This is a genomic window from Haloimpatiens myeolchijeotgali (genome assembly GCF_042688525.2).
Taxonomy (GTDB): Bacteria; Bacillota; Clostridia; order Clostridiales; family Clostridiaceae; genus Haloimpatiens.
Genome location: NZ_JBHWAB010000001.1, coordinates 3,519,912 through 3,538,899 on the forward strand (window position 1 = coordinate 3,519,912; position 18,988 = coordinate 3,538,899).

The 18,988-nt window shown below is 26.0% G+C and carries 19 protein-coding genes; 1 reads left to right on the forward strand and 18 read right to left on the reverse strand.

All coding sequences use genetic code 11. The features are described 5' to 3' along the window. Positions 1-138: 138 nt before the first annotated feature. From ACFIJ5_RS15805 to ACFIJ5_RS15835, 7 genes are all read right to left on the reverse strand, one after another. On the reverse strand, positions 139-1,701 hold the full coding sequence (locus ACFIJ5_RS15805; protein ID WP_379808720.1) for a DUF3794 and LysM peptidoglycan-binding domain-containing protein: 1,563 nt from the start codon (positions 1,699-1,701) through the stop codon (positions 139-141). Positions 1,702-1,999: 298 nt separating this feature from the next. Further along, positions 2,000-2,236 (reverse strand): Veg family protein, encoded by a 237-nt coding sequence (locus ACFIJ5_RS15810; protein WP_379808722.1) that lies wholly within the window; start codon positions 2,234-2,236, stop codon positions 2,000-2,002. Positions 2,237-2,515: 279 nt separating this feature from the next. Continuing rightward, positions 2,516-3,388 (reverse strand): sporulation peptidase YabG, encoded by an 873-nt coding sequence (yabG, locus tag ACFIJ5_RS15815; RefSeq protein ID WP_379808724.1) that lies wholly within the window; start codon positions 3,386-3,388, stop codon positions 2,516-2,518. Between the two features lie 188 nt (positions 3,389-3,576). After that, the gene (locus ACFIJ5_RS15820) at positions 3,577-4,602 is read right to left on the reverse strand and encodes a CotS family spore coat protein (protein WP_379808726.1); all 1,026 of its coding nucleotides are present in this window, start codon (positions 4,600-4,602) and stop codon (positions 3,577-3,579) included. Positions 4,603-4,614: 12 nt separating this feature from the next. Further along, positions 4,615-5,379 carry a hypothetical protein gene (locus ACFIJ5_RS15825; RefSeq protein WP_379808728.1) on the reverse strand — a complete coding sequence of 255 codons (765 nt, stop codon included), beginning with the start codon at positions 5,377-5,379 and terminating at the stop codon, positions 4,615-4,617. A gap of 10 nt (positions 5,380-5,389) precedes the next feature. Continuing rightward, entirely contained in the window at positions 5,390-5,581 is a 192-nt protein-coding gene (locus tag ACFIJ5_RS15830) for a hypothetical protein (protein WP_379808730.1), read from the reverse strand. Positions 5,582-5,591: 10 nt separating this feature from the next. Further along, entirely contained in the window at positions 5,592-6,602 is a 1,011-nt protein-coding gene (locus ACFIJ5_RS15835) for a CotS family spore coat protein (RefSeq protein WP_379808732.1), read from the reverse strand. 331 nt (positions 6,603-6,933) lie between these two features. Between ACFIJ5_RS15835 and ACFIJ5_RS15840 the strand changes: the two genes are divergently transcribed. Next, positions 6,934-8,058, forward strand: a complete 1,125-nt coding sequence (locus ACFIJ5_RS15840; protein WP_379808734.1) for a glycosyltransferase family 4 protein — start codon at positions 6,934-6,936, stop codon at positions 8,056-8,058. Between the two features lie 104 nt (positions 8,059-8,162). On the opposite strand, the gene ACFIJ5_RS15845 is transcribed toward ACFIJ5_RS15840, so the two are convergent. From ACFIJ5_RS15845 to ACFIJ5_RS15895, 11 genes are all read right to left on the reverse strand, one after another. Beyond that, entirely contained in the window at positions 8,163-9,542 is a 1,380-nt protein-coding gene (locus tag ACFIJ5_RS15845) for a radical SAM protein (RefSeq protein WP_379808736.1), read from the reverse strand. A gap of 470 nt (positions 9,543-10,012) precedes the next feature. Beyond that, positions 10,013-10,828 (reverse strand): 2-amino-4-hydroxy-6-hydroxymethyldihydropteridine diphosphokinase, encoded by an 816-nt coding sequence (folK, locus tag ACFIJ5_RS15850; RefSeq protein ID WP_379808738.1) that lies wholly within the window; start codon positions 10,826-10,828, stop codon positions 10,013-10,015. 19 nt (positions 10,829-10,847) lie between these two features. After that, positions 10,848-11,654, reverse strand: coding sequence for a dihydropteroate synthase (gene folP / locus ACFIJ5_RS15855; protein ID WP_379809628.1), 807 nt, complete (start codon positions 11,652-11,654; stop codon positions 10,848-10,850). Between the two features lie 43 nt (positions 11,655-11,697). Beyond that, entirely contained in the window at positions 11,698-12,180 is a 483-nt protein-coding gene (locus ACFIJ5_RS15860) for an HD domain-containing protein (protein ID WP_379808740.1), read from the reverse strand. 22 nt (positions 12,181-12,202) lie between these two features. Beyond that, positions 12,203-12,757 (reverse strand): GTP cyclohydrolase I FolE, encoded by a 555-nt coding sequence (folE, locus tag ACFIJ5_RS15865; RefSeq protein ID WP_379808742.1) that lies wholly within the window; start codon positions 12,755-12,757, stop codon positions 12,203-12,205. Continuing rightward, entirely contained in the window at positions 12,750-13,544 is a 795-nt protein-coding gene (locus ACFIJ5_RS15870) for an aminotransferase class IV (protein ID WP_379808744.1), read from the reverse strand. Before ACFIJ5_RS15870 ends, folE begins: the two co-directional genes overlap by 8 nt. Further along, on the reverse strand, positions 13,545-14,894 hold the full coding sequence (gene pabB / locus ACFIJ5_RS15875) for an aminodeoxychorismate synthase component I (RefSeq protein ID WP_379808746.1): 1,350 nt from the start codon (positions 14,892-14,894) through the stop codon (positions 13,545-13,547). It abuts the gene before it with no gap. 19 nt (positions 14,895-14,913) lie between these two features. Next, entirely contained in the window at positions 14,914-15,492 is a 579-nt protein-coding gene (locus ACFIJ5_RS15880; protein ID WP_379808748.1) for an anthranilate synthase component II, read from the reverse strand. 284 nt (positions 15,493-15,776) lie between these two features. Next, positions 15,777-15,932 (reverse strand): hypothetical protein, encoded by a 156-nt coding sequence (locus ACFIJ5_RS15885; protein WP_379808750.1) that lies wholly within the window; start codon positions 15,930-15,932, stop codon positions 15,777-15,779. 352 nt (positions 15,933-16,284) lie between these two features. Then, on the reverse strand, positions 16,285-18,186 hold the full coding sequence (locus tag ACFIJ5_RS15890) for an FtsX-like permease family protein (RefSeq protein WP_379808752.1): 1,902 nt from the start codon (positions 18,184-18,186) through the stop codon (positions 16,285-16,287). Beyond that, the gene (locus ACFIJ5_RS15895) at positions 18,173-18,937 is read right to left on the reverse strand and encodes an ABC transporter ATP-binding protein (RefSeq protein WP_379808754.1); all 765 of its coding nucleotides are present in this window, start codon (positions 18,935-18,937) and stop codon (positions 18,173-18,175) included. Before ACFIJ5_RS15895 ends, ACFIJ5_RS15890 begins: the two co-directional genes overlap by 14 nt. Between the last annotated feature and the right edge of the window lie 51 nt (positions 18,938-18,988).

Below are 18,988 nucleotides of genomic sequence, written 5' to 3' on the forward strand. Positions count from 1 at the left end.
TTTAAAGATTAAAATGTAAAAAAAAAAACAAATACATATATTGCAAGAAAAAAAAGATTTTCAAAAGCAATCTTTTGAAAATCCATAAATTTATTTTAATAAAAGTTTTTCTTTAAGAAAAACATCCGTTCTTAAAGTTTAAATAACAGCTCTTCCAGGTATTATTAATTTATTACCTACAGTTATTGAATTTATATCTTCTATATTATTAACTCTAGCTAATTCTTCTATTTTTGAATTATACTTTTTAGCTATTTTCCAAAGTGTATCCCCATTCTGTACAACATAAATAGTAACACTTGCTTTCTTCTGAGGTATACTTTCTTCATTAACTTCAACATCTACTATAAAGTCTTTATTCGTAATATAACTTACTCTTACATATACATTAACTAAACATTTTATAGATATATCCCCTGGTTCAATATTAGCTTCAATATTTTCTAAATTAGCTTTTACAATACAATTCATATCTATTTTAGATCCTGGTATTTCAGATGTACATGTAAATGGAATACCATCTTCTACAGCATACATATACATTTCTTGATCTTCTGTATTATAAAGAACTTTTGTAGTAACTAATCCTTCAATTATAACCTTATCTTCAACTATTTTTTTACCTGTAACACAAACATCTCCTGTAGATAATATAATTTTATTTGGTTTAGGCATATCTGATTCTATAGTAATTTCTCCTTTTGCTAAAACTTCCTGCCATTTTTGTCCATGAATAACGTTTAACATATAATTTTTTCTTTCTACATCAAGAACATAATAAGGAGAATATACATCCTCTATCATATTTATTTCTTCTTTGTACATTATCTTAGTATTAGATTTTACAAGTATTTCAACATCTATAATTCTCTTTTCACCTAAGTCATCTTCTTTTACATCTACTTGCATTGCATCTACTACAAAAGCAGTATAATTTTCCATAGTAGGATTTATACTTTCATTTTCTATCTCTTTGTTTAATAATACGTCATCTTCAATAATATTAATATCTCTGCTATCTTTACCTTTATATATTAGCTGAATACGTGCCATAGCTGATATCTTAATTTTTCCCTCATATAGTGTTACATCTTTTTTATGAACATGAACATCACATTTCATTATGTTATTTATTTCTGGCTTCTCCATTTTAACTTTCATATGTGATTTCCCAATCAATTCACTTGGAACTACTACTGATATTTTATCTACTGAAGTAGGGTTTTTTAATAATTCAACATTTTCATTATCCTCTATATCCTTTACTATATCAAAACTATAATTTTTATAAATAGCAGCCTTTAATTTTATGATTCCTTCTACAGCTATTTTTCTTTCATTAACTACTGCACATTCTATATGTTCTACATGACTTTCTATATCACACATCATTTCTCTTTCGGCACCATTAATATCCATTGAATTTGAAAATTCACCTGTATAAGTAAAATCATATACTTCCTTTCCTCTTTCTCCTTTGGCTAAATATAATATGTTATATTCTATTTGCCCTTCCATATAGATTTTATCATTCATTATTTCCTTACTAACTATACAAGGCTTAGCTTCTACCATTAAGATTTCTTCAACATCTGGATGGGTATCTGGTATTACATGTTCTTGTCTAACTACAGTGTCAACGCTATCTTCACCTAATAGTTGTTCATATTCTATGTTCTCTCTAACAAGTTCCATTATCATTTCCCTCCCTTAAATACCTACTATTAATTTATATAATTAAAGTAGTAAAAGTATGATAAAGGATTATATTTTTTTTACAACAAATTTCAACTCTTTACTTAAACAAATATTATTTTTTGTTGACAAACCTCATATTTTGACGTAATATATTAAGTGGTTGTTGACCATATAACCTCTCATAAATTCTCAATACCCTTTTATACCATAGTTGAAAGATGGCACCCACCATCTTTCTTTTTACTTTTTATGCAACAAAAAAAATAAAAGCACTATAAAAATAGTACTTTTTTATATTATTTTAGCCTGCAAAATTTAGCTGAACAGTCTTAGTTAGAACATCTGAATAACTATATGATACTCTCCTTTGGGTGTCACTTTCTAATCTAACGATGAATATACTAGGATATGTCTCTTCTATTATTCCATTTTTAACTAATATCTTTTTTCTTCCACCGTTAGCCTTTAATGTCACTCTTTCTCCTATATGTTTATCGATCTCATTCTTAATGGAAGCTAATACATCTCTCCTCTGCATCCTAACACCCTCTTTCCTCATTATACATTTTATCATACGCTAATTTATTTGTCAAGAACTTATTATTTTATCATCAGTATCTATGTGTTGTCAATATAAATCTTTTGTTAATTTTCTATGAATACTCCCCAATACTGTAACTTAACTTGAAAAATATACATATTTCTAAAACATAAACCCATTTAATCAATTATTTATATTATTTACTTAATTTATTATTAATATTCTCAAATTTTCAATTCTTAATTGTGAATTTTTAGTTACCAAGTTAAACTTAATTTATACATAAGGTGATTTTGGAAATCCTTGTCTATATTTTCCTCTTGTTTCAAGTCCACCTATTCCCTTTGTTCCTGTAATTGTATTTTCTATTACTTCTTGAATAGACACTATCTTCTCAATATTTGTATACGCGATTTTTTCACAAGTAAATACAGGATCTAAACAATGAATAAGTACCCTACTTGGAGAACTAGCAAAATTAGCACCTGCACCCAATATAGCTTCATAACAAGATTGACATGCTCCTGCAAAAATAACTAAGTTATCGTAGTTTGCTTCGTAATTCCTTAACTCATTTACACTTTCAACAAAATACTTTGAATTTCTATAATTGTTTAAATCCATATAATTTTTAGTTCCTTTAATCATACTATCATGTCCTGTTATTACAACAATGTCTGGTTTATATTCCTTAACCAAATTTACTACATTTTTAGGTTGTTCTTTTTCTTGCAATACTTTACCTACAACATCTATTCCTATCCTTTTATATGTTTTTAAACATACTTCTAAATAATCCCCATCCCCGTCTATGTGTAGTACTTTTCCTGGCCTCCCGAAATACAAATCTTTATCCTTAAGTTCTTTATTTTTTAGTGTCATTCCACTCATAACTTCTACATCATCAGCTCTTGTAGTCAATATCCTTTTTATTGATTGTTTTACCTTTCTATTAAAAATTTCATCTTTTTCACCTAAACTTTTTGAAGATGTAATTTCCAAATCTTCTTTAGGTGAATCTGCTATTATTCTAATATTAATTCCTTTAAGAATATAAATATCTTTACCTTTCTCATGCCTTATATCAATGACTTTAAATGTAACATCTTTTCCATATGATTTTCTTACAACAATATCTCCTATTTTCATATTAACCTCTCCAAAATATAAGTCTACCTTATATAAAATATGCTACTTCAATGAATTTTGTGAAAATTTAAAATTGAAAAAAGAAAGAATAAATACATATATTACATAAAAAAACTTTAAAGTTTCAAGTAAAATTTTAAAATTGAAACTTTAAAGCTTTTATTAACATTTATACTTTATAATTTATTTTACAAATTTTCTCTAAAATCATCTAAAAATTCTTGTTTAGGTTCTTGTAAATTTACTTTTCTTTCTAGTTTACTTAAAAAAACTTCTGATGACCAATTCTTTCTTTTTGTATAATAACCTCTAGCAATAGAATAAAAATCTTCTGGAAATACAAACATTCCGTATAAAACTTCTAGCTCATCTTTATTTAATGTATAATATCTTGTATAAATATCTAATATATCATTAGCCTTTTCTATGTCATAATCAAATCTTTTAACTACTTTAGTTATAAAATTACACAAATCATGTATTTTTAAATCAATAACTGAATAATCAAAATCTATAAAATACGCTTCACTATCATTTATTAATATATTGTGATGAGCTAAATCATGATGACAAAGCACTAGATTATCTTCTTCATTACTTAACTTAAAATAATCAGATTTCTGTATTATATCTATACTTCTATCTATTTCATTTAAATTATAATCTACATTATCTAAAAAAATTAAATCAAATTTACTTTTTGATTCATACCAATTAGCTATATTTTTAAAAAAAATCATTTCCTCCTTTTTTCTTTTCAATATATTGATTAACTTTCCAGCATAATTTTTATTATCATAATTAATTTTTTTTATTATTCCTTCCCCTGCTCTATGAAATTGTGCTAAAGCTTGTGTAACAATTTCCACATCCACTGGGTTGCTATATTCACATTCTCTGCCCTTAACTAAATTCATAATACAATAAACATCATCATTCCAAATAGAATATATTTGGTTATCATGTGTTTTTACAAACTTAATAGTTCTATCAAATTTTTGGTTTATATATTTCAATACCTTACTAATAAAATGTAGTTCTTCTATTGGGTAATCTATTTTTTTTAAAATTTTATTTCCTTTATCTGTACATACTATAAATGCTTTTCTAATTGGTACTACATCATATACATTTAAATCAAATCGTTTAAACAAACTTATATCTAAATCATACTCACACAAAAATTCTCTATCTCTAATTTTTGTATAAATCATATTTTCACCTCTTTAAATTATGTTCTCTCGCTCTTTGATTATGATCTTCTTCAACTTATTTTCATATTTTTCACTGCTCCACTTCTTCTTCTTTCTGTATCTACTACAACATTTAACAAATTCGTAAGGATAATTCAATAATCCTGAAATAAAATTTTCGCTATTTTTCTCTAAATTTTCAAAATAACAAAATGCTCTTACTAGTTTACCCCAATCTAAATTTAATTCTTTTTTCTTTAACTTATTCAATAAATTAAATCCGTCTACTTCTACCATGTTATACTTTATTTTTTTTATATTTTTTATCTGAATTTTAGATTCTTTTAACCTTAAATTTGAAAAATAAACATCTCCAAGACATATCTCTTTATTATCCATACTTCTCACTATTAAATCAGTATATCCTCCAAAATATATACTATCTATACATCTTTCACCTTTAGCAATAATTTGTTCACCTTCTGTTAATAAAATTTTTTCAAAATTACTATTTATACCTTTTTCTCTTATTTTTCTTAAATCTCTTCTCACTTTTTTCAATTCAACCTTGTACTGTTCAACTATTTTTCCTGTGTTACTTGCTATTCTCTCTAAAACATATTCATCACAGCCCATCATTTTTTTATGAAATTCACTTATTAAGTATAACTGACGTTCAACATCTTCTTCATTAATTGTTTTCAAAAAGATATCATTTTCAACATGCAAGTCATCAATAATTTGTATTTTAGCATCTTCAATATACTCTTGAAGATTTCTATATATTATTTGTTGCATAAACACACCTCTATTTATGCTTATTTTTTATCTTTATTAACATTTCTTTTTTTTCTCGCTCTAATTTTCTTATTTTTTTCTTTCTTTTTTTTATGGCTTTCAGTCTTTCTACTTCGCTTTTTAATTCATTTAACATTTCATCATATCGTTGTATACTTTCCTCTTTTAAATCTACACCATCAACATTATGCTTTTTGCTCATGACACTCCTCCTATATATCATATTTAAAGTATCTGAATTTATTAATAAAAGTTTTTCTCTGCTCATTATCCATATAAATTTTATTTAACTTATTTAGAAAAAACTCTTCTCCCCAAGGTTGTTTTTCCCAATAATACTGAATACCAACTTGCCAATATGCTTGTGGAAATTCCATAAATGCAGAGATTATAGGAATATCATCTTCATATACTTTATTAATTGAATGATAGCTGTTTAAAATAAATAATGCCTTTTGCATAGACCATTTTCCATTTTTCATAGTTCTTATTAATATACTAGCTAAATCATGTAAATGAGTATCTAACATACAATAATCGAAATCTATTAAAGTTACTGTTCCTTCTTTACTTATGAGAACATTATGATGAGCATAATCATGATGACAAAATCCTTTTTTGATAATTTCTTTTTTCATTTTTGAAACATACTTACTCTTCTTTAAATTTTCAATAGCTTTTTCTGATCGTTGTAATTCTTTATTCATCATATCTAAATAAAACAAATCAAATTCTGTCTTATTATTTTTATCATCAATTCTTTTTTTAAAATCTAAAATTTCGTTAGTTCTAGTTTCAAATACTTTAATCCATTGAAGCCACCCTATTCTAGGTTTCATATTTTTAGTAACTTGAAAACCAACACTTTTTTTGTGCAATTCTGCTAATTTAGATACTGCTCTTATGAGATCTAATGATTTTTCATAATCACACACTCTAGCATCAATCCATTCTGTTAAATAAGCATATTTATTTTCTATTTCTATATAATCTTTTCCATCTGTTGCTACTATAAATTTGGGGATATTTTGAAATCCTTTATTCTGGAGGTGCCGCATTGCATTTATTATAAATAAGAAATGTCCAAAACTATATTTTATAATTTTAAAGCAAAAATTTCCTTCAAAAGCTTGAATATGATAAACATTTTTATTTTTATCAATACAATTTACATGTATATCATATTTTTTCTCAACTATTTCCTTAACTAGTGCTGTATTCAAATTACTTCCTCCACTACATTATTATATATGTATTATATGTAACAATTTTACATTGTGTGATACAAAGCAATTCTTATTACTTGCTACCTTGTATTTTGATATATTTAGACATAAAAATATGTTTAAAAATTTCATTAAACTTAAATATCTAATTTATAGTTAAATAAATTTGTGTAAAATATCATATACCTTATAAATATAAAATATTATTAAGTATAAGAACAATAAAAAAGCAAGATATCATTTCCCTCAGAAACAAATTACCAATTAACAATCTCATTATTAAATACATATATTATCACATTACAAATATTATTAAGGAGAGGATCAAATGAAAATTGCAATTGATGCAAGAGGTGCTACTTGGTATAGTGGTACTGGCATTGGAACTTATACAGAAAATCTAATAAAAGAACTTATCCATATAGACAATAAAAATTATTATCATATATATTGGTCAGGAAGGAATTATAATATATTAGAAAAAGAAAACACAAAAATTTTGATGACTTCCAAAAAACATAAGAGGTTTTTTCAATGTAATTATTTTCCATCAAACATTGAAAAAGAACAAATAGATTTATACCATGTACCTCAAAACGGAATTGGTTTGGCAGAAAACATAACATGTAAAAAAGTAGCTACAATTCACGATCTTATTCCTTATATAATGCCTGAAACTGTAGGAAAAAGTTACTTAATAAAATTTTTAAAACAAATGCCATATATTATTGAAAATTGCGATGGACTATTAACCGTTTCTGAATACTCTAAAAAAGACATTCTTAAATTTTTTCCTATTGATCCTAATAAAATATTTGTAACTCCACTTGCTGCCAATAAAAGATATAAACCACTAGATAAAGAAAGATGTAAATTTGTTATACGAAAACACTACAATATCAATAAACCTTTCATTTTGTATTTAGGTGGCTTTAGTAACAGAAAAAATGTAAAATCTCTTATAGAAGCCTTTTCTAAAATTTACAATAAACTTAATGAAGAATATTTGCTTGTAATTTTAGGTTCTTATAGATCTGAGGGTAAACCCTTGTTAAAACTATGTGATAAATTAAATATTAATTCTAATGTATGTTTTACAGGCTTTGTTCCAGATAAATTTCTTCCTGTTTTTTATAATGCATGTGATGTATTTGTATATCCATCACTTTATGAAGGATTTGGTCTTCCTCCTCTAGAAGCTATGAGCTGTGGAACTCCTGTCATTACTTCCAATACGACTTCTATACCAGAAGTCGTAGGTGATAGTTCAGTACTTATAAATCCTTTAAATATAACTGAATTATCAAATGCTATGACAAATGTTTTATGTAACGATAATTTAAAAAAAGAATTAAGAATTAAAGGTCTCAAAAGATGTAAACTTTTTTCTTGGAAAAAAACCGCTCAAAATACATTAAATGCATATAAAAAAATAGTAAATCCAGATTTATAAAAAACAAAGACATATAATTTTATAAATTTTTTAATATAAAAAGAACAAAGTATAATTTTTTCTATTTATACTTTGTTCTTTATACTCTATACTTTTATAATTAGTTAGCCTTTTGCAAATTCGTCATTTCCTTTTTCATTGAAAGATTCTTTCCATTCTTTTTCTGCTAGAGGTTTAAACTCTTCAGCTACCTTATCAATTTTTTCATGAAATTCTTTACTATGAAGCATTGCTTCTCCACCTGCATCTGTTGGTTTAGCACCAACATCTGAACATATTTCCCTAATAACATTTGTATTATCTATCATCATACATGGTAATAACATATTCTTATTATATGGTTGTCTTCTTCTTAATTCTTTGAAGAATGGATCTCTAAACGCATCTATTAAGTGTTTACCCTTCACATTAACATTTGAAAAATGAGCAAAAATACAAGGTTCTACATCTTCCTTTGAATTTACATGGAAATAATATTTTCCAGCTATACATCCTCCAACAAATGGAGCATCATTAAAGAAATCTATTGTAAAATAAGGTTTTGTTTTTCTTATTTCATGAGTTCTTCTTCCTAACATAACCCTTTGTTCAGCAGTTAACATCATATTAAAATCTGGATTTGCTCCTACTGGCATAAACAAGAAGTACCAGCTCATTTTAGAACCTCTTTCAATAAGCATATCTGTAAATTCATCTGATAAAACAGTATCAATATTAGTCCTTGTTACAGCAGTTGACACTCCAAATAGTACTCCTTTGTCATTAAGCACGTCCATTGCATGAGTAACTTTTTTGTATGCACCACTACCTCTTCTAGCATCTGTATCTTTTTCAAAACCTTCTATTGAAAGCATTGGGAATACATTTCCTGCATTTTTAAGTCTATCTGCAACTTCTTCATTTATAAATAAACCACTAGTAAATGGAGTAAACATCATATCATCATATTTATCATATAAATCAAGCAAATATTTGTTTACAAATGGCTCTCCTCCTAATACTATGATCCAATATATTCCTAAATCTCTTGCTTCTTTAATTAATCTTTCTACTTCTTCTTCTGGTATATCATCTTCTTTGCTATAATTTGAGGCATAGCATCCTACACAATGTAATGGGCATCTCATAGATGGGCTTATAAGCATAACGAAAGGAATCTTTGTATTTTCATCTTTCATATATTTCTCTCTCTTAGGACCTGCATACCAGTTAGCATTTGCAAAGAAATTAGTAAAGAATTTTTTTAGACATTTTCTATCTGTTTTAGTTAAAATATTCATAACCAATTTATGTGTAGCAGGATTGTTCTTATACATGTCATAAACAACATCAATTTGTTCAATTTGATGCTCATCTTTAGTTAATTTTCTTACTAAAGAAAAAATTCTATCTACATTTTTTTCTGGATTCTTTTCTAAAAGACTGATTATACTTTCTATTACCTTGGCTTTAGCGCCTTTTTCAATTGAATCTTTAATACTCATAATGATTCCTCCTAATAAATTAATAAAAATTATTAGTCCAAAAATAATAAAAATTTGTACTGGGTAGTGCAATCTAATTCCATTATATTCCTAAGTTTCCTAATGTCAATATACTTGTATATTTATTTACAAACTTTTAATATTTACTGGCCAGTTTAATTTTTTTTAATTTTTTAAATCTTCAAACTTAATTATATTTGATGTAATATTAATATCTTTGTTATTAGATTAATATTCACTCACCTTCTCATATATTACTTTTAATAAAATCACTTAATTTTATTAAAAAAATTGCTGCAAAAATATATCAAATATTGATGCTCGATTTACTAGATTAATATTAAAAGTAAATAATTCAATTACAGTTATTAATACTTAACATTGGCGTAAAATGTATTAAAATGGTATAATAAAAACAAGGGAACATATATGTGTTTGATTTATACAAACATATGTATGTTCCCATTATATTATTTTTCTAATTTTTTCTTTATATCAATTATTCTTTCTTTAAGCAATGGATGAATTTTATATGGTGCTATTTCAGATAAAGGTTCAAGTACAAACATTCTTTCATGCATTCTAGGATGAGGAACTACTATCTCTTCATCATCTGATATAATATCATCATATAATAATACATCTAAATCTATAGTTCTTGGTCCCCATTTAATTATTCTTTCTCTTTTCAATTCTTTTTCTATGTTAAGAAGAAATACAACTAATTCTTTAGGCTCTAAAGTTGTTTCTACTTCTATAACCCCATTTAAAAATTCATCCTGGTCAGTATATCCCCAAGGTGGTGTAACTATGAAACTTGATTTTTTAATAACTCTACAATACTTTGATTCATCAATCTTTTGTATTGCATCTGATAAATTCTTATTTTTATCTCCTATATTTGAACCTAATCCTATATAGGCTTTATGCCATTTTCTATTAATCTCTACTGCTGCATAATCTAACGGCTTTCCAATAGGTGCCCAAGGCTTTTTTAAAACTATTTTTACTTTCTTTACAATATCATATTTTTCTAAAATAAATTCTGATATTTTTTCTGCCGCTGTTTCTATTAAATCATAACTTTCCTTTTTAAATTCTTCTTCAACTTCACAACATAGCCTTCCATAATCAATAGATTTAGTTAAATCTTTAGTAATTGCTGCTTTTCTTAAATTTAATTCTAATTCTATGCTTATTAAAAATTTCTGACCTAATTTCTTTTCTTCTTGAAACACTCCATGATTTGCATATATTTCTAAATCCTTTATATAAATCTTGTCCATATAATCACATCCTGTATTTTTATCTTCTTACAATAGCATCTGTCATATCAGAAACTCTTTTATTTTCTTTAACATCATGTACTCTTATAAATTCACAACCCTTAACTATACCTATAGCTGTAGTTGCTAGAGTTCCCTCTACTCTTTCATCTACTGGAAGATTTAATGTATTTCCTATCATAGATTTTCGTGATGTTCCTAAAAGTACTGGATATCCTAACACTTTAAACTTCTCTAAATTATTCATAACAATTAAATTTTGTTCAAGTGTTTTAGCAAAACCAATACCTGGATCTAAAATAATATTTTCCTTTTTAACTCCTGCTTCAAGTGCTATATCTATACTTTCTTTTAAATCATCAATCATATCATTTATTATATCCTTGTATTCAGTATTATTTCTATTGTGCATAAGACAACAAGGTACATCATACTTTGCTGCTACCTCTTTAATATATGGATCTTTTTTAAATCCCCAAACATCATTTATAAGATTAGCTCCTGCTTGTATAGCACGCTCTGCCACTTTTCCCTTATATGTATCTATTGAAATAGGTATATCAAATTCTTTTCTTAATGCTTCTATTATAGGAATTACTCTTTCTATTTCTTCTTCTTCTCCAACAGGAGTATGATTAGGTCTTGTTGACTCCCCTCCTACATCAATAATATCTGCTCCCTGTTCTATCATTTCTCTTGCATGTTCTATTGCCATATCAATACTATTAAATTTTCCTCCATCTGAGAAAGAATCAGGAGTAACATTTAATATACCCATAATAAAAGTTCTTTTTCCAATTTTAAAATCTTTTTTCCCTATTTTCATTATATTATTCATAAACTTCCCTCCTACAACTACTAACAAACTTTTAATATTTTATGTTTAAATTTTTCATACTTTCTTTCCAATTACATTCTGAGCTAGCACTACAACTAAAACATTTTCTAGATAATTTATCACTCATATATATAAGATTACAAAGTTCATCTTTTTCTGCTTTTTGCTCTTTTCTATGTTTTAATATAGCTTTAAGTATAATTTCTATTTCACTATCATTAAAATCTACATCTTTTAATATATTTTTTGCTAGTTCAGCACTTGCTTTTTCGTGGGATATCCCTTCCTCATACTGTTTCCATCTACCAATATCATGTAGTAACGCTATAGAATAAATTATTTCTTTTGAGTATTTCAATTTTTTCTCTAAAACCATTATATATGCAATTCTACCTACATCTAAAAAATGTTCTATATTATGTTTGCAAAATTTTCTATCAACTTCATATAATGAAATTTTATTTAAATACTTTTTATATTTTTCATTATGTAAAATAGCATTTACTCTATCCATTTATTAAACCCTTTCTTTAAAACTATTTTATAAGTCTAAATACTTCATCTTTTAGATCTTTATCATATTCAAATTTTCCTCTATATGCACAAGTAACTGTCTTACTTCCAGGTTTCTTTACTCCCCTCATAGTCATACACATATGTTCAGCTTCAATAACTACCATTGCACCTTGAGGATTTAAGTATTTCATTAAAGAGTCAGCTATTTCTGTAGTAAGTCGCTCTTGCAGTTGAGGTTTTTTTGAATAAACTTCTACTGTTCTTGCAAGCTTTGATAGTCCAACTACCTTTCCATTTGGAATATATGCAATATGTACCTTACCATAGAAAGGTAAAAAATGATGTTCACACATAGAATAAAATGTTATATCTTTCTCTACTACTAAATCATTACTATCCACACTAAAAGTTTTACTTAAATGCTTTGAAGCATTTTCACCTATACCTGCAAATAATTCTTTATACATTCTTGCGATTCTATCTGGTGTCTCAACTAGTCCTTCTCTCTCTTTATCTTCACCAATAGCTTCTATAATTAATTCAACTGCCTTTTTAATCTTTTCTTCGTTAATCATTATTATTCCCCCCATGCCTTTTTACATATATCTCATATCTATTATAAATTTTATTTATAATCCCATTTTGGGTATAAATCTTATTCATAGTTGTATTTGAACTTTTCCCATTTTGTATACTATTTATCTTCATAATCCCCATTACACTATTTGTAAAAAAAACTTCATCTGCATTTAATAAATCCTGTAAATGAAATTCTCCCTCTATGACATTAAAATTATCTATTATCCATTTCCTTATAGTACCATTTAAAAGACCACATTCTATTTTAGGTGTAAAAATTTGTCCTTGCTTTACAAAAAATAAATTAGAACAACTTCCTTCACATAATATATCTTTTTCATTTAAAAAAATAACTTCATCTAAACACTGCTGTTTTGCTTTGTTTTTTTCTAAAATATTCTCTATATAATTTACTGATTTAATATAACTCAAAATAGATGTAGAATTTCTTTTAACATCACTTATGGTTACATTGAATCCTTTATCATACATTTCCTTAGTATACGTATTTTTTCTTGTTGTCAAAACTATATTCTTATCTGTTAAAACCACTTTAAGAACACAATTATTTATATTATTTTTCTTAATTTCTTCTAATAAATATTTTTCTTCTATTCTATTTTTTATTCCTAATGATTTGGCTCCTTCATTAATTCTGTTAATATGTTCTTTTAAAAATAATGGTTTTTCAAAAATCATTATAGTTTCAAATATTCCTCTTCCAAAATAAAAACTATCATCTATAAAAACTTTATTTTCTTTTTCTCCATTTACTATTACCATCTATAACACCCTCATCAATGCTTTTGCCTTATCTATTGTTTCATCATACTCCATCTTTTCTATAGAGTCATAAGTTATTCCCCCACCAACTCCTAAATAGCATTTATCATTTTTCTTTACAATAGTTCTTATAACTATATTAAAATCTGCATTACCTCTTAAATCAAAATATCCTATTGAACCTGTATATAAATTTCTCTTTAATCCTTCCAATTCTTCTATTATTTCCATAGATCTTATTTTTGGTGCTCCTGTTATAGAGCCTCCTGGAAAACATTCTCTTATACATTGTACTGGTGAAACATCTTCCCTTAACTCCCCTTCTACAGTTGAAACTAAATGAAATACCGTAGCATATTTTTCTAATTTAAAAAGTTCACTTACCTTTACACTGTGCTTTTTACACACCTTACTTAAATCGTTTCTTTCAAGGTCTACTATCATAAGAAGTTCAGCTTTATCCTTTTCACTATTCATTAGCTCTTTCTTATATTTTTCATCTTCTTCTTTTGTATTTCCTCTAGGTCTTGTTCCTTTGATTGGTCTAGTTTGTACTTTGCCATTTCTTATACTCATAAATCTTTCCGGCGATGAACTCATTATAGAAAAATCATCCAAATTTAAAAAAGCAGAGAAAGGCGCTTTATTTATAGTTCTAAGTTTTTTATATATGTCAAAAGAATTTTTTTCATTATAACACCACAATCTCTGAGTTAAATTTGTGATATAAATATCACCATTTCTTATATACTCTCTTACCTTAGCTACAGTCTTTATATACTGTTCTTCATCAAAATTAGAATAAAATTTTGTATTTTCTGACTCAAACATTTTTTCTTCTATCTTACTACCTTTTTCTATTTTTTCTTCTATAAAATTAATACTTTTTTCCCCTTCTTCTAATATACCTAAAGAAGTTATATAAGTCTTATTATTTATTAAATCAAACACAATTAAGTTATCATAAAAAATAAAATACGCATCTGGTATTTTAAAATCTTCCTTAGATGTATCTGGTATTTTTTCAATTACTTTTCCAATATCATAGGAAAAATAACCTATACACCCACATAAAAAAGGAATATCACTTTCATAACTTATACTATACTTTTTTATTAATTTATCTAATTCTATAAAAGGGTCACCTTGTATTTTCATATTTCCTATATTTATTTCATTTCCAACAGCCTTAAATTTTAAAAATGGATTTATTCCTACAAATGAATATCTAGAAAGTTTTTCATCATCATTTGAACTATCCAATAAAATAGTATCTTTTTCATTTTTAAAAATAGAATAAACCTCAAAAGCATTTAAGTGAGTATTTATTTCTTTAATAGATAAATTCATAAGCTCACCTCTTTAAGTTTCAAAAATTTTCTTTACATTTATCTATAAAATTTTTTAACATTGCATGTCCACACTCTGTTAATTCAGCTTCTGGGTGAAATTGAACCCCTTCTATAAAATATTTTTTATGCCTAACTCCCATTATAACTCCTTCATCTGTTTGTGCTGTTACAACAAGTTCTTTTGGCAAACTTTCTCTTTTTATTATTAATGAGTGATATCTTGTTACCCTTAAAGGATTTTTTAATTCTTTAAATATTCCTTTACCATCATGATTTATAAAACTAACTTTCCCATGTACAGGTTCTTTGCCTCTAATAATCTTTCCTCCAAAATAATTACCTATACACTGATGACCTAAACATATTCCTAGTATTGGTATACATCCTTTAAATTTATTAATTACATCTAGGCAAATATTTGCATCCTTTGGACTTTTAGGTCCTGGTGAAATTATTATACCCTCTGGATTTATCTTTTCAATTTCTTCTAATGTAATTTTGTCATTTCTATAAACTAAAACTTCTTGCTCTAATTCTTGTAAATATCTCACTAAATTGTAAACAAAAGAATCATAATTGTCTATCATTAAAAACATATTATCACCACTTATATTTTGATTAATATACCCTTAATATTACTTAAAAGTATAATTAAATTATATAACTTTTACATATTATATCAACTTTTTTATCATTTTATTTCGAATGTTAAAACAATTCATCAAAATCAGCTTCAAATAGCATATACAGCCTTCTATTTAAATTTATTAAACCCATGAAATTCCTAAATGTGAAAAATAAGCTCTAATAACTGTAAAATTATAGGCTATTGATAATTTATATTTATCAACAGCCTATAAAAATTTTTATTTGATTTTTTCTAAAAACCTTTTTTCTTTGCTTCCATTCCACTTTCATTCATTCCTGGTTCTTCTGTTGTTGTATTTAACTTATTCTTTGCCCACTGGTTTTGAGTTTTAGTACCATTAGCCAAATAATTTTCCTTAGTCCATTCTTTTCTATTTTTACTTTTCATACTATCCACTCCTTCGTCATTAATAATTCAACTTTCCAGTACAGAAAGACTGTCTAGCGAAGGGAAATGATATATTGCGTAAGAAACATTTGAACGAAGTTTACAAGTTCTTAATTTTATGAATTTGAAAAAAGTTATTTTTTCAATATGAATAAATCTTAGAACTTGTTACTGAAGTGAAAGGTTTCAGAGCAATATATCATTTTCCGCAGCGATTGTTTTCAACTACAAAAGTTGAACCATATAATTACTCATTGATAGTATGGATTATTTTTATATTAAGTACTCATGAATATAATAAAAACTAATAATAAATCTATATATTGAACCTATAGTCTCACTTATCTTGTTATTAATATGAACTTTTAGGACTTATAATTTTTATAAATTTCCTTGTAGTTATTATATAAAATATTCCATATACTAGTGCAAATATACCTATACTTATAGATGTTGGTACAATTAAATTATATATCATCATTTTGCTTAATACCGAAATTGCAACTATACTATGAATAGCACCAACTAATAAAGGTAATATAAAAAATATAGCTACCTGTTTTGAAATTGCCTTATAAATTTCTATATTTGTAGTTCCTACTTTTCTCAGTACTTCATACTTACTTTTATCTCTAAAAGATTCACTCAAAGTTTTGAAATAAATTATACTTCCAGTAGCAAATACAAATACTAGTGATAAAAATGCTCCTACAAAATAAAGCATACCTATAAAATGATATTTACTCTTTCCACCCATTTCATAAGTAAATATTGTTTTTGATGCATCCTTAGGTAATACTTTTTTTAAATCATTAGTTAATTTCTTAGTATTTTCTGGTTTATCTAATATAAATCCGTTAAATTGATATTCTTTAAACATTGGTTTAATTGATTCATATTCTTTATCATTAACTATTAGACAAGGTATAGGTAATCCATTACCAAAAACAGGTACTTTAGTATTAATTTTTATATTAAAATTAAAATCTTTTATTTTTATGTTTTCTAGTGGTTCTAAAAGAGTGAGCATCTGACCTGCTCTCTCTACATATACTGCTTCACCTTTTAAAAGATTAGCTTTAGACAATATCTCTTCTCTTTTTTTAACATTTAAATCATTTAATATAGTATTGAAATCTGAAAGTTTTAATATTAGTACTGATTTTCTATATTTAGCATTTTTAATTGGTGCATGTAAAAACTTTGTTTTTTCCTTAAGTTGTATTTTATGATTTGAATCTTTTATAATTTTATCTGCAATATTTACTGTACCCTTATCATTAGATATATAACTAAGAGTATATGGAACTTCTATGTCATGAGTATTGTTTACAAAATATTTCATTGAACTTACTGTGCCAAAACATGTTATACATGCAGCTATTAAAATTGCTACTGCAGCAAGAGTTTTATAACTATTTTTTATTCTAAACGCTATATTAGAATAGCTTACAATGTTAACCCCATCGTATAAAAAACTTTTTTTGTTTATAAGATGTCTTATAAACATAGAAAAAAAAGAACCAAAAAACCAATAAGTTCCTAAAGTTGTAAGGATTACAGCTAGCAAAAATGCATTTCCTAAACTTTGCAGCTTATAATTTATTGCTATATAATATGCACTTGCAATTATAATTATTGAAGCTATACCTTTGAAATAATTAACCTTAGGAAGTTCTTCTTGTTTTTTCAAAGCATTCATTAAATCTATTAAATTAGTTCTAATTATATCAATATAACCTTTTAAAAAAGTAAAAAACAAAATTATTGCAAAAGTAATTATTGTATTTATTATAGCTTTTTTCGCTATAAAAAACTTAACTGTTATATCTAAAAGTGCTACTTTTGCAAGCATCATTATAAAAAGTTTACTAAATAATATTCCTACAATAACTCCTATTATTATGGATGATATACCAATTAGCAAGCCTTCTGTAGCAAATATAAACCCTATTTTAGAGTTATCAACTCCCATGAAAGCATATACTCCTATTTCCTTTTTTCTTTGATTTAAGAAAAAATTACTAGAATACGCTATAAAAAATATTAAAAACATAATCATAATAAAAGCAGCTGCCTGAAAGCAACCATCTATATCTTTATATGCACCCTTCATTTTTAAAAATTGAGGATTATATTTCATAGATAAAAAGTTATAATAAACAGCTGCAGAAAAAGCCATTGCCATAATATATAATATATATTTTTTTATATTATGTTTAAAATTCATTAAAATTATCTTAAAAGAGTTCATTTACTGCACCTCCCATGGATGCAAGTAAATCAAGAATTCTCTTGAAAAATTCTTTTCTTGATACATCTTTATCTAATCTAGCATGTATCTTTCCATCTTTTATAAATAAAATTCTCTTACAATAACTAGCCGTAAAGGCATCATGAGTTACCATTATAATTGTAGTATTAAATTGTTCATTCATTTTAGATAAACATTGCAAAAGTTCTGAAGATGACTTTGAATCTAGTGCTCCTGTAGGCTCATCTGCAAATACTACTGATGGAGAAGTTATAATAGCCCTTGCAGCTGCTACTCTCTGTTTTTGTCCTCCTGACAATTGATAAGGATATTTTTTAAGATGATTTTTAAGTCCAAAAAATTCACCTAAATTTTCAACTTTTGTTTTAATATTTTCACTTTTTACCTTTGATAATGCAAGAGGAAGTGCTATATTATCCTCTATAGACATACTATCTAGTAAATTAAAATCTTGAAATATAAATCCTACATTATTTCTTCTAAAAATTGCAAGATCTCTATTTTTCATTTTACTTACATCTTTACCTTCATAATATATTTCTCCAGAAGAAGGCTTATCAATGGTTGATAACATATTTAGAAGTGTAGTTTTACCAGCTCCTGATGGACCCATAATTCCCAAGAATTCACCTTTATGAACTTTTAAATCTATACCATCTATAGCTGAAAAAAGCATTCCTTTTGTTCCATATTCTTTCCTTAAATTTTTAGTTTCAAGTACTATTTCCATATTATGTCCTCCCGGTTTTAACTAATTTTTCTTTACAACTTTATTTTATTA

Excerpts from the sequence above, each read along its gene's own strand:
- ACFIJ5_RS15870 (WP_379808744.1), bottom strand. The coding sequence starts at position 13,544 with ATGGTAATAGTAAATGGAGAAAAAGAAAATAAAGTTTTTATAGATGAT.
- ACFIJ5_RS15845 (WP_379808736.1), bottom strand. The coding sequence starts at position 9,542 with ATGAGTATTAAAGATTCAATTGAAAAAGGCGCTAAAGCCAAGGTAATA.
- folK (WP_379808738.1), bottom strand. The coding sequence starts at position 10,828 with ATGGACAAGATTTATATAAAGGATTTAGAAATATATGCAAATCATGGA.
- ACFIJ5_RS15895 (WP_379808754.1), bottom strand. The coding sequence starts at position 18,937 with ATGGAAATAGTACTTGAAACTAAAAATTTAAGGAAAGAATATGGAACA.
- ACFIJ5_RS15890 (WP_379808752.1), bottom strand. The coding sequence starts at position 18,186 with ATGAACTCTTTTAAGATAATTTTAATGAATTTTAAACATAATATAAAA.
- ACFIJ5_RS15885 (WP_379808750.1), bottom strand. The coding sequence starts at position 15,932 with ATGAAAAGTAAAAATAGAAAAGAATGGACTAAGGAAAATTATTTGGCT.
- ACFIJ5_RS15825 (WP_379808728.1), bottom strand. The coding sequence starts at position 5,379 with ATGCAACAAATAATATATAGAAATCTTCAAGAGTATATTGAAGATGCT.
- ACFIJ5_RS15810 (WP_379808722.1), bottom strand. The coding sequence starts at position 2,236 with ATGCAGAGGAGAGATGTATTAGCTTCCATTAAGAATGAGATCGATAAA.
- pabB (WP_379808746.1), bottom strand. The coding sequence starts at position 14,894 with ATGAATTTATCTATTAAAGAAATAAATACTCACTTAAATGCTTTTGAG.
- ACFIJ5_RS15805 (WP_379808720.1), bottom strand. The coding sequence starts at position 1,701 with ATGATAATGGAACTTGTTAGAGAGAACATAGAATATGAACAACTATTA.
- ACFIJ5_RS15830 (WP_379808730.1), bottom strand. The coding sequence starts at position 5,581 with ATGAGCAAAAAGCATAATGTTGATGGTGTAGATTTAAAAGAGGAAAGT.
- ACFIJ5_RS15840 (WP_379808734.1), top strand. The coding sequence starts at position 6,934 with ATGAAAATTGCAATTGATGCAAGAGGTGCTACTTGGTATAGTGGTACT.
- ACFIJ5_RS15820 (WP_379808726.1), bottom strand. The coding sequence starts at position 4,602 with ATGATTTATACAAAAATTAGAGATAGAGAATTTTTGTGTGAGTATGAT.
- yabG (WP_379808724.1), bottom strand. The coding sequence starts at position 3,388 with ATGAAAATAGGAGATATTGTTGTAAGAAAATCATATGGAAAAGATGTT.
- folE (WP_379808742.1), bottom strand. The coding sequence starts at position 12,757 with ATGATTAACGAAGAAAAGATTAAAAAGGCAGTTGAATTAATTATAGAA.
- ACFIJ5_RS15880 (WP_379808748.1), bottom strand. The coding sequence starts at position 15,492 with ATGTTTTTAATGATAGACAATTATGATTCTTTTGTTTACAATTTAGTG.
- ACFIJ5_RS15860 (WP_379808740.1), bottom strand. The coding sequence starts at position 12,180 with ATGGATAGAGTAAATGCTATTTTACATAATGAAAAATATAAAAAGTAT.
- folP (WP_379809628.1), bottom strand. The coding sequence starts at position 11,654 with ATGAAAATAGGGAAAAAAGATTTTAAAATTGGAAAAAGAACTTTTATT.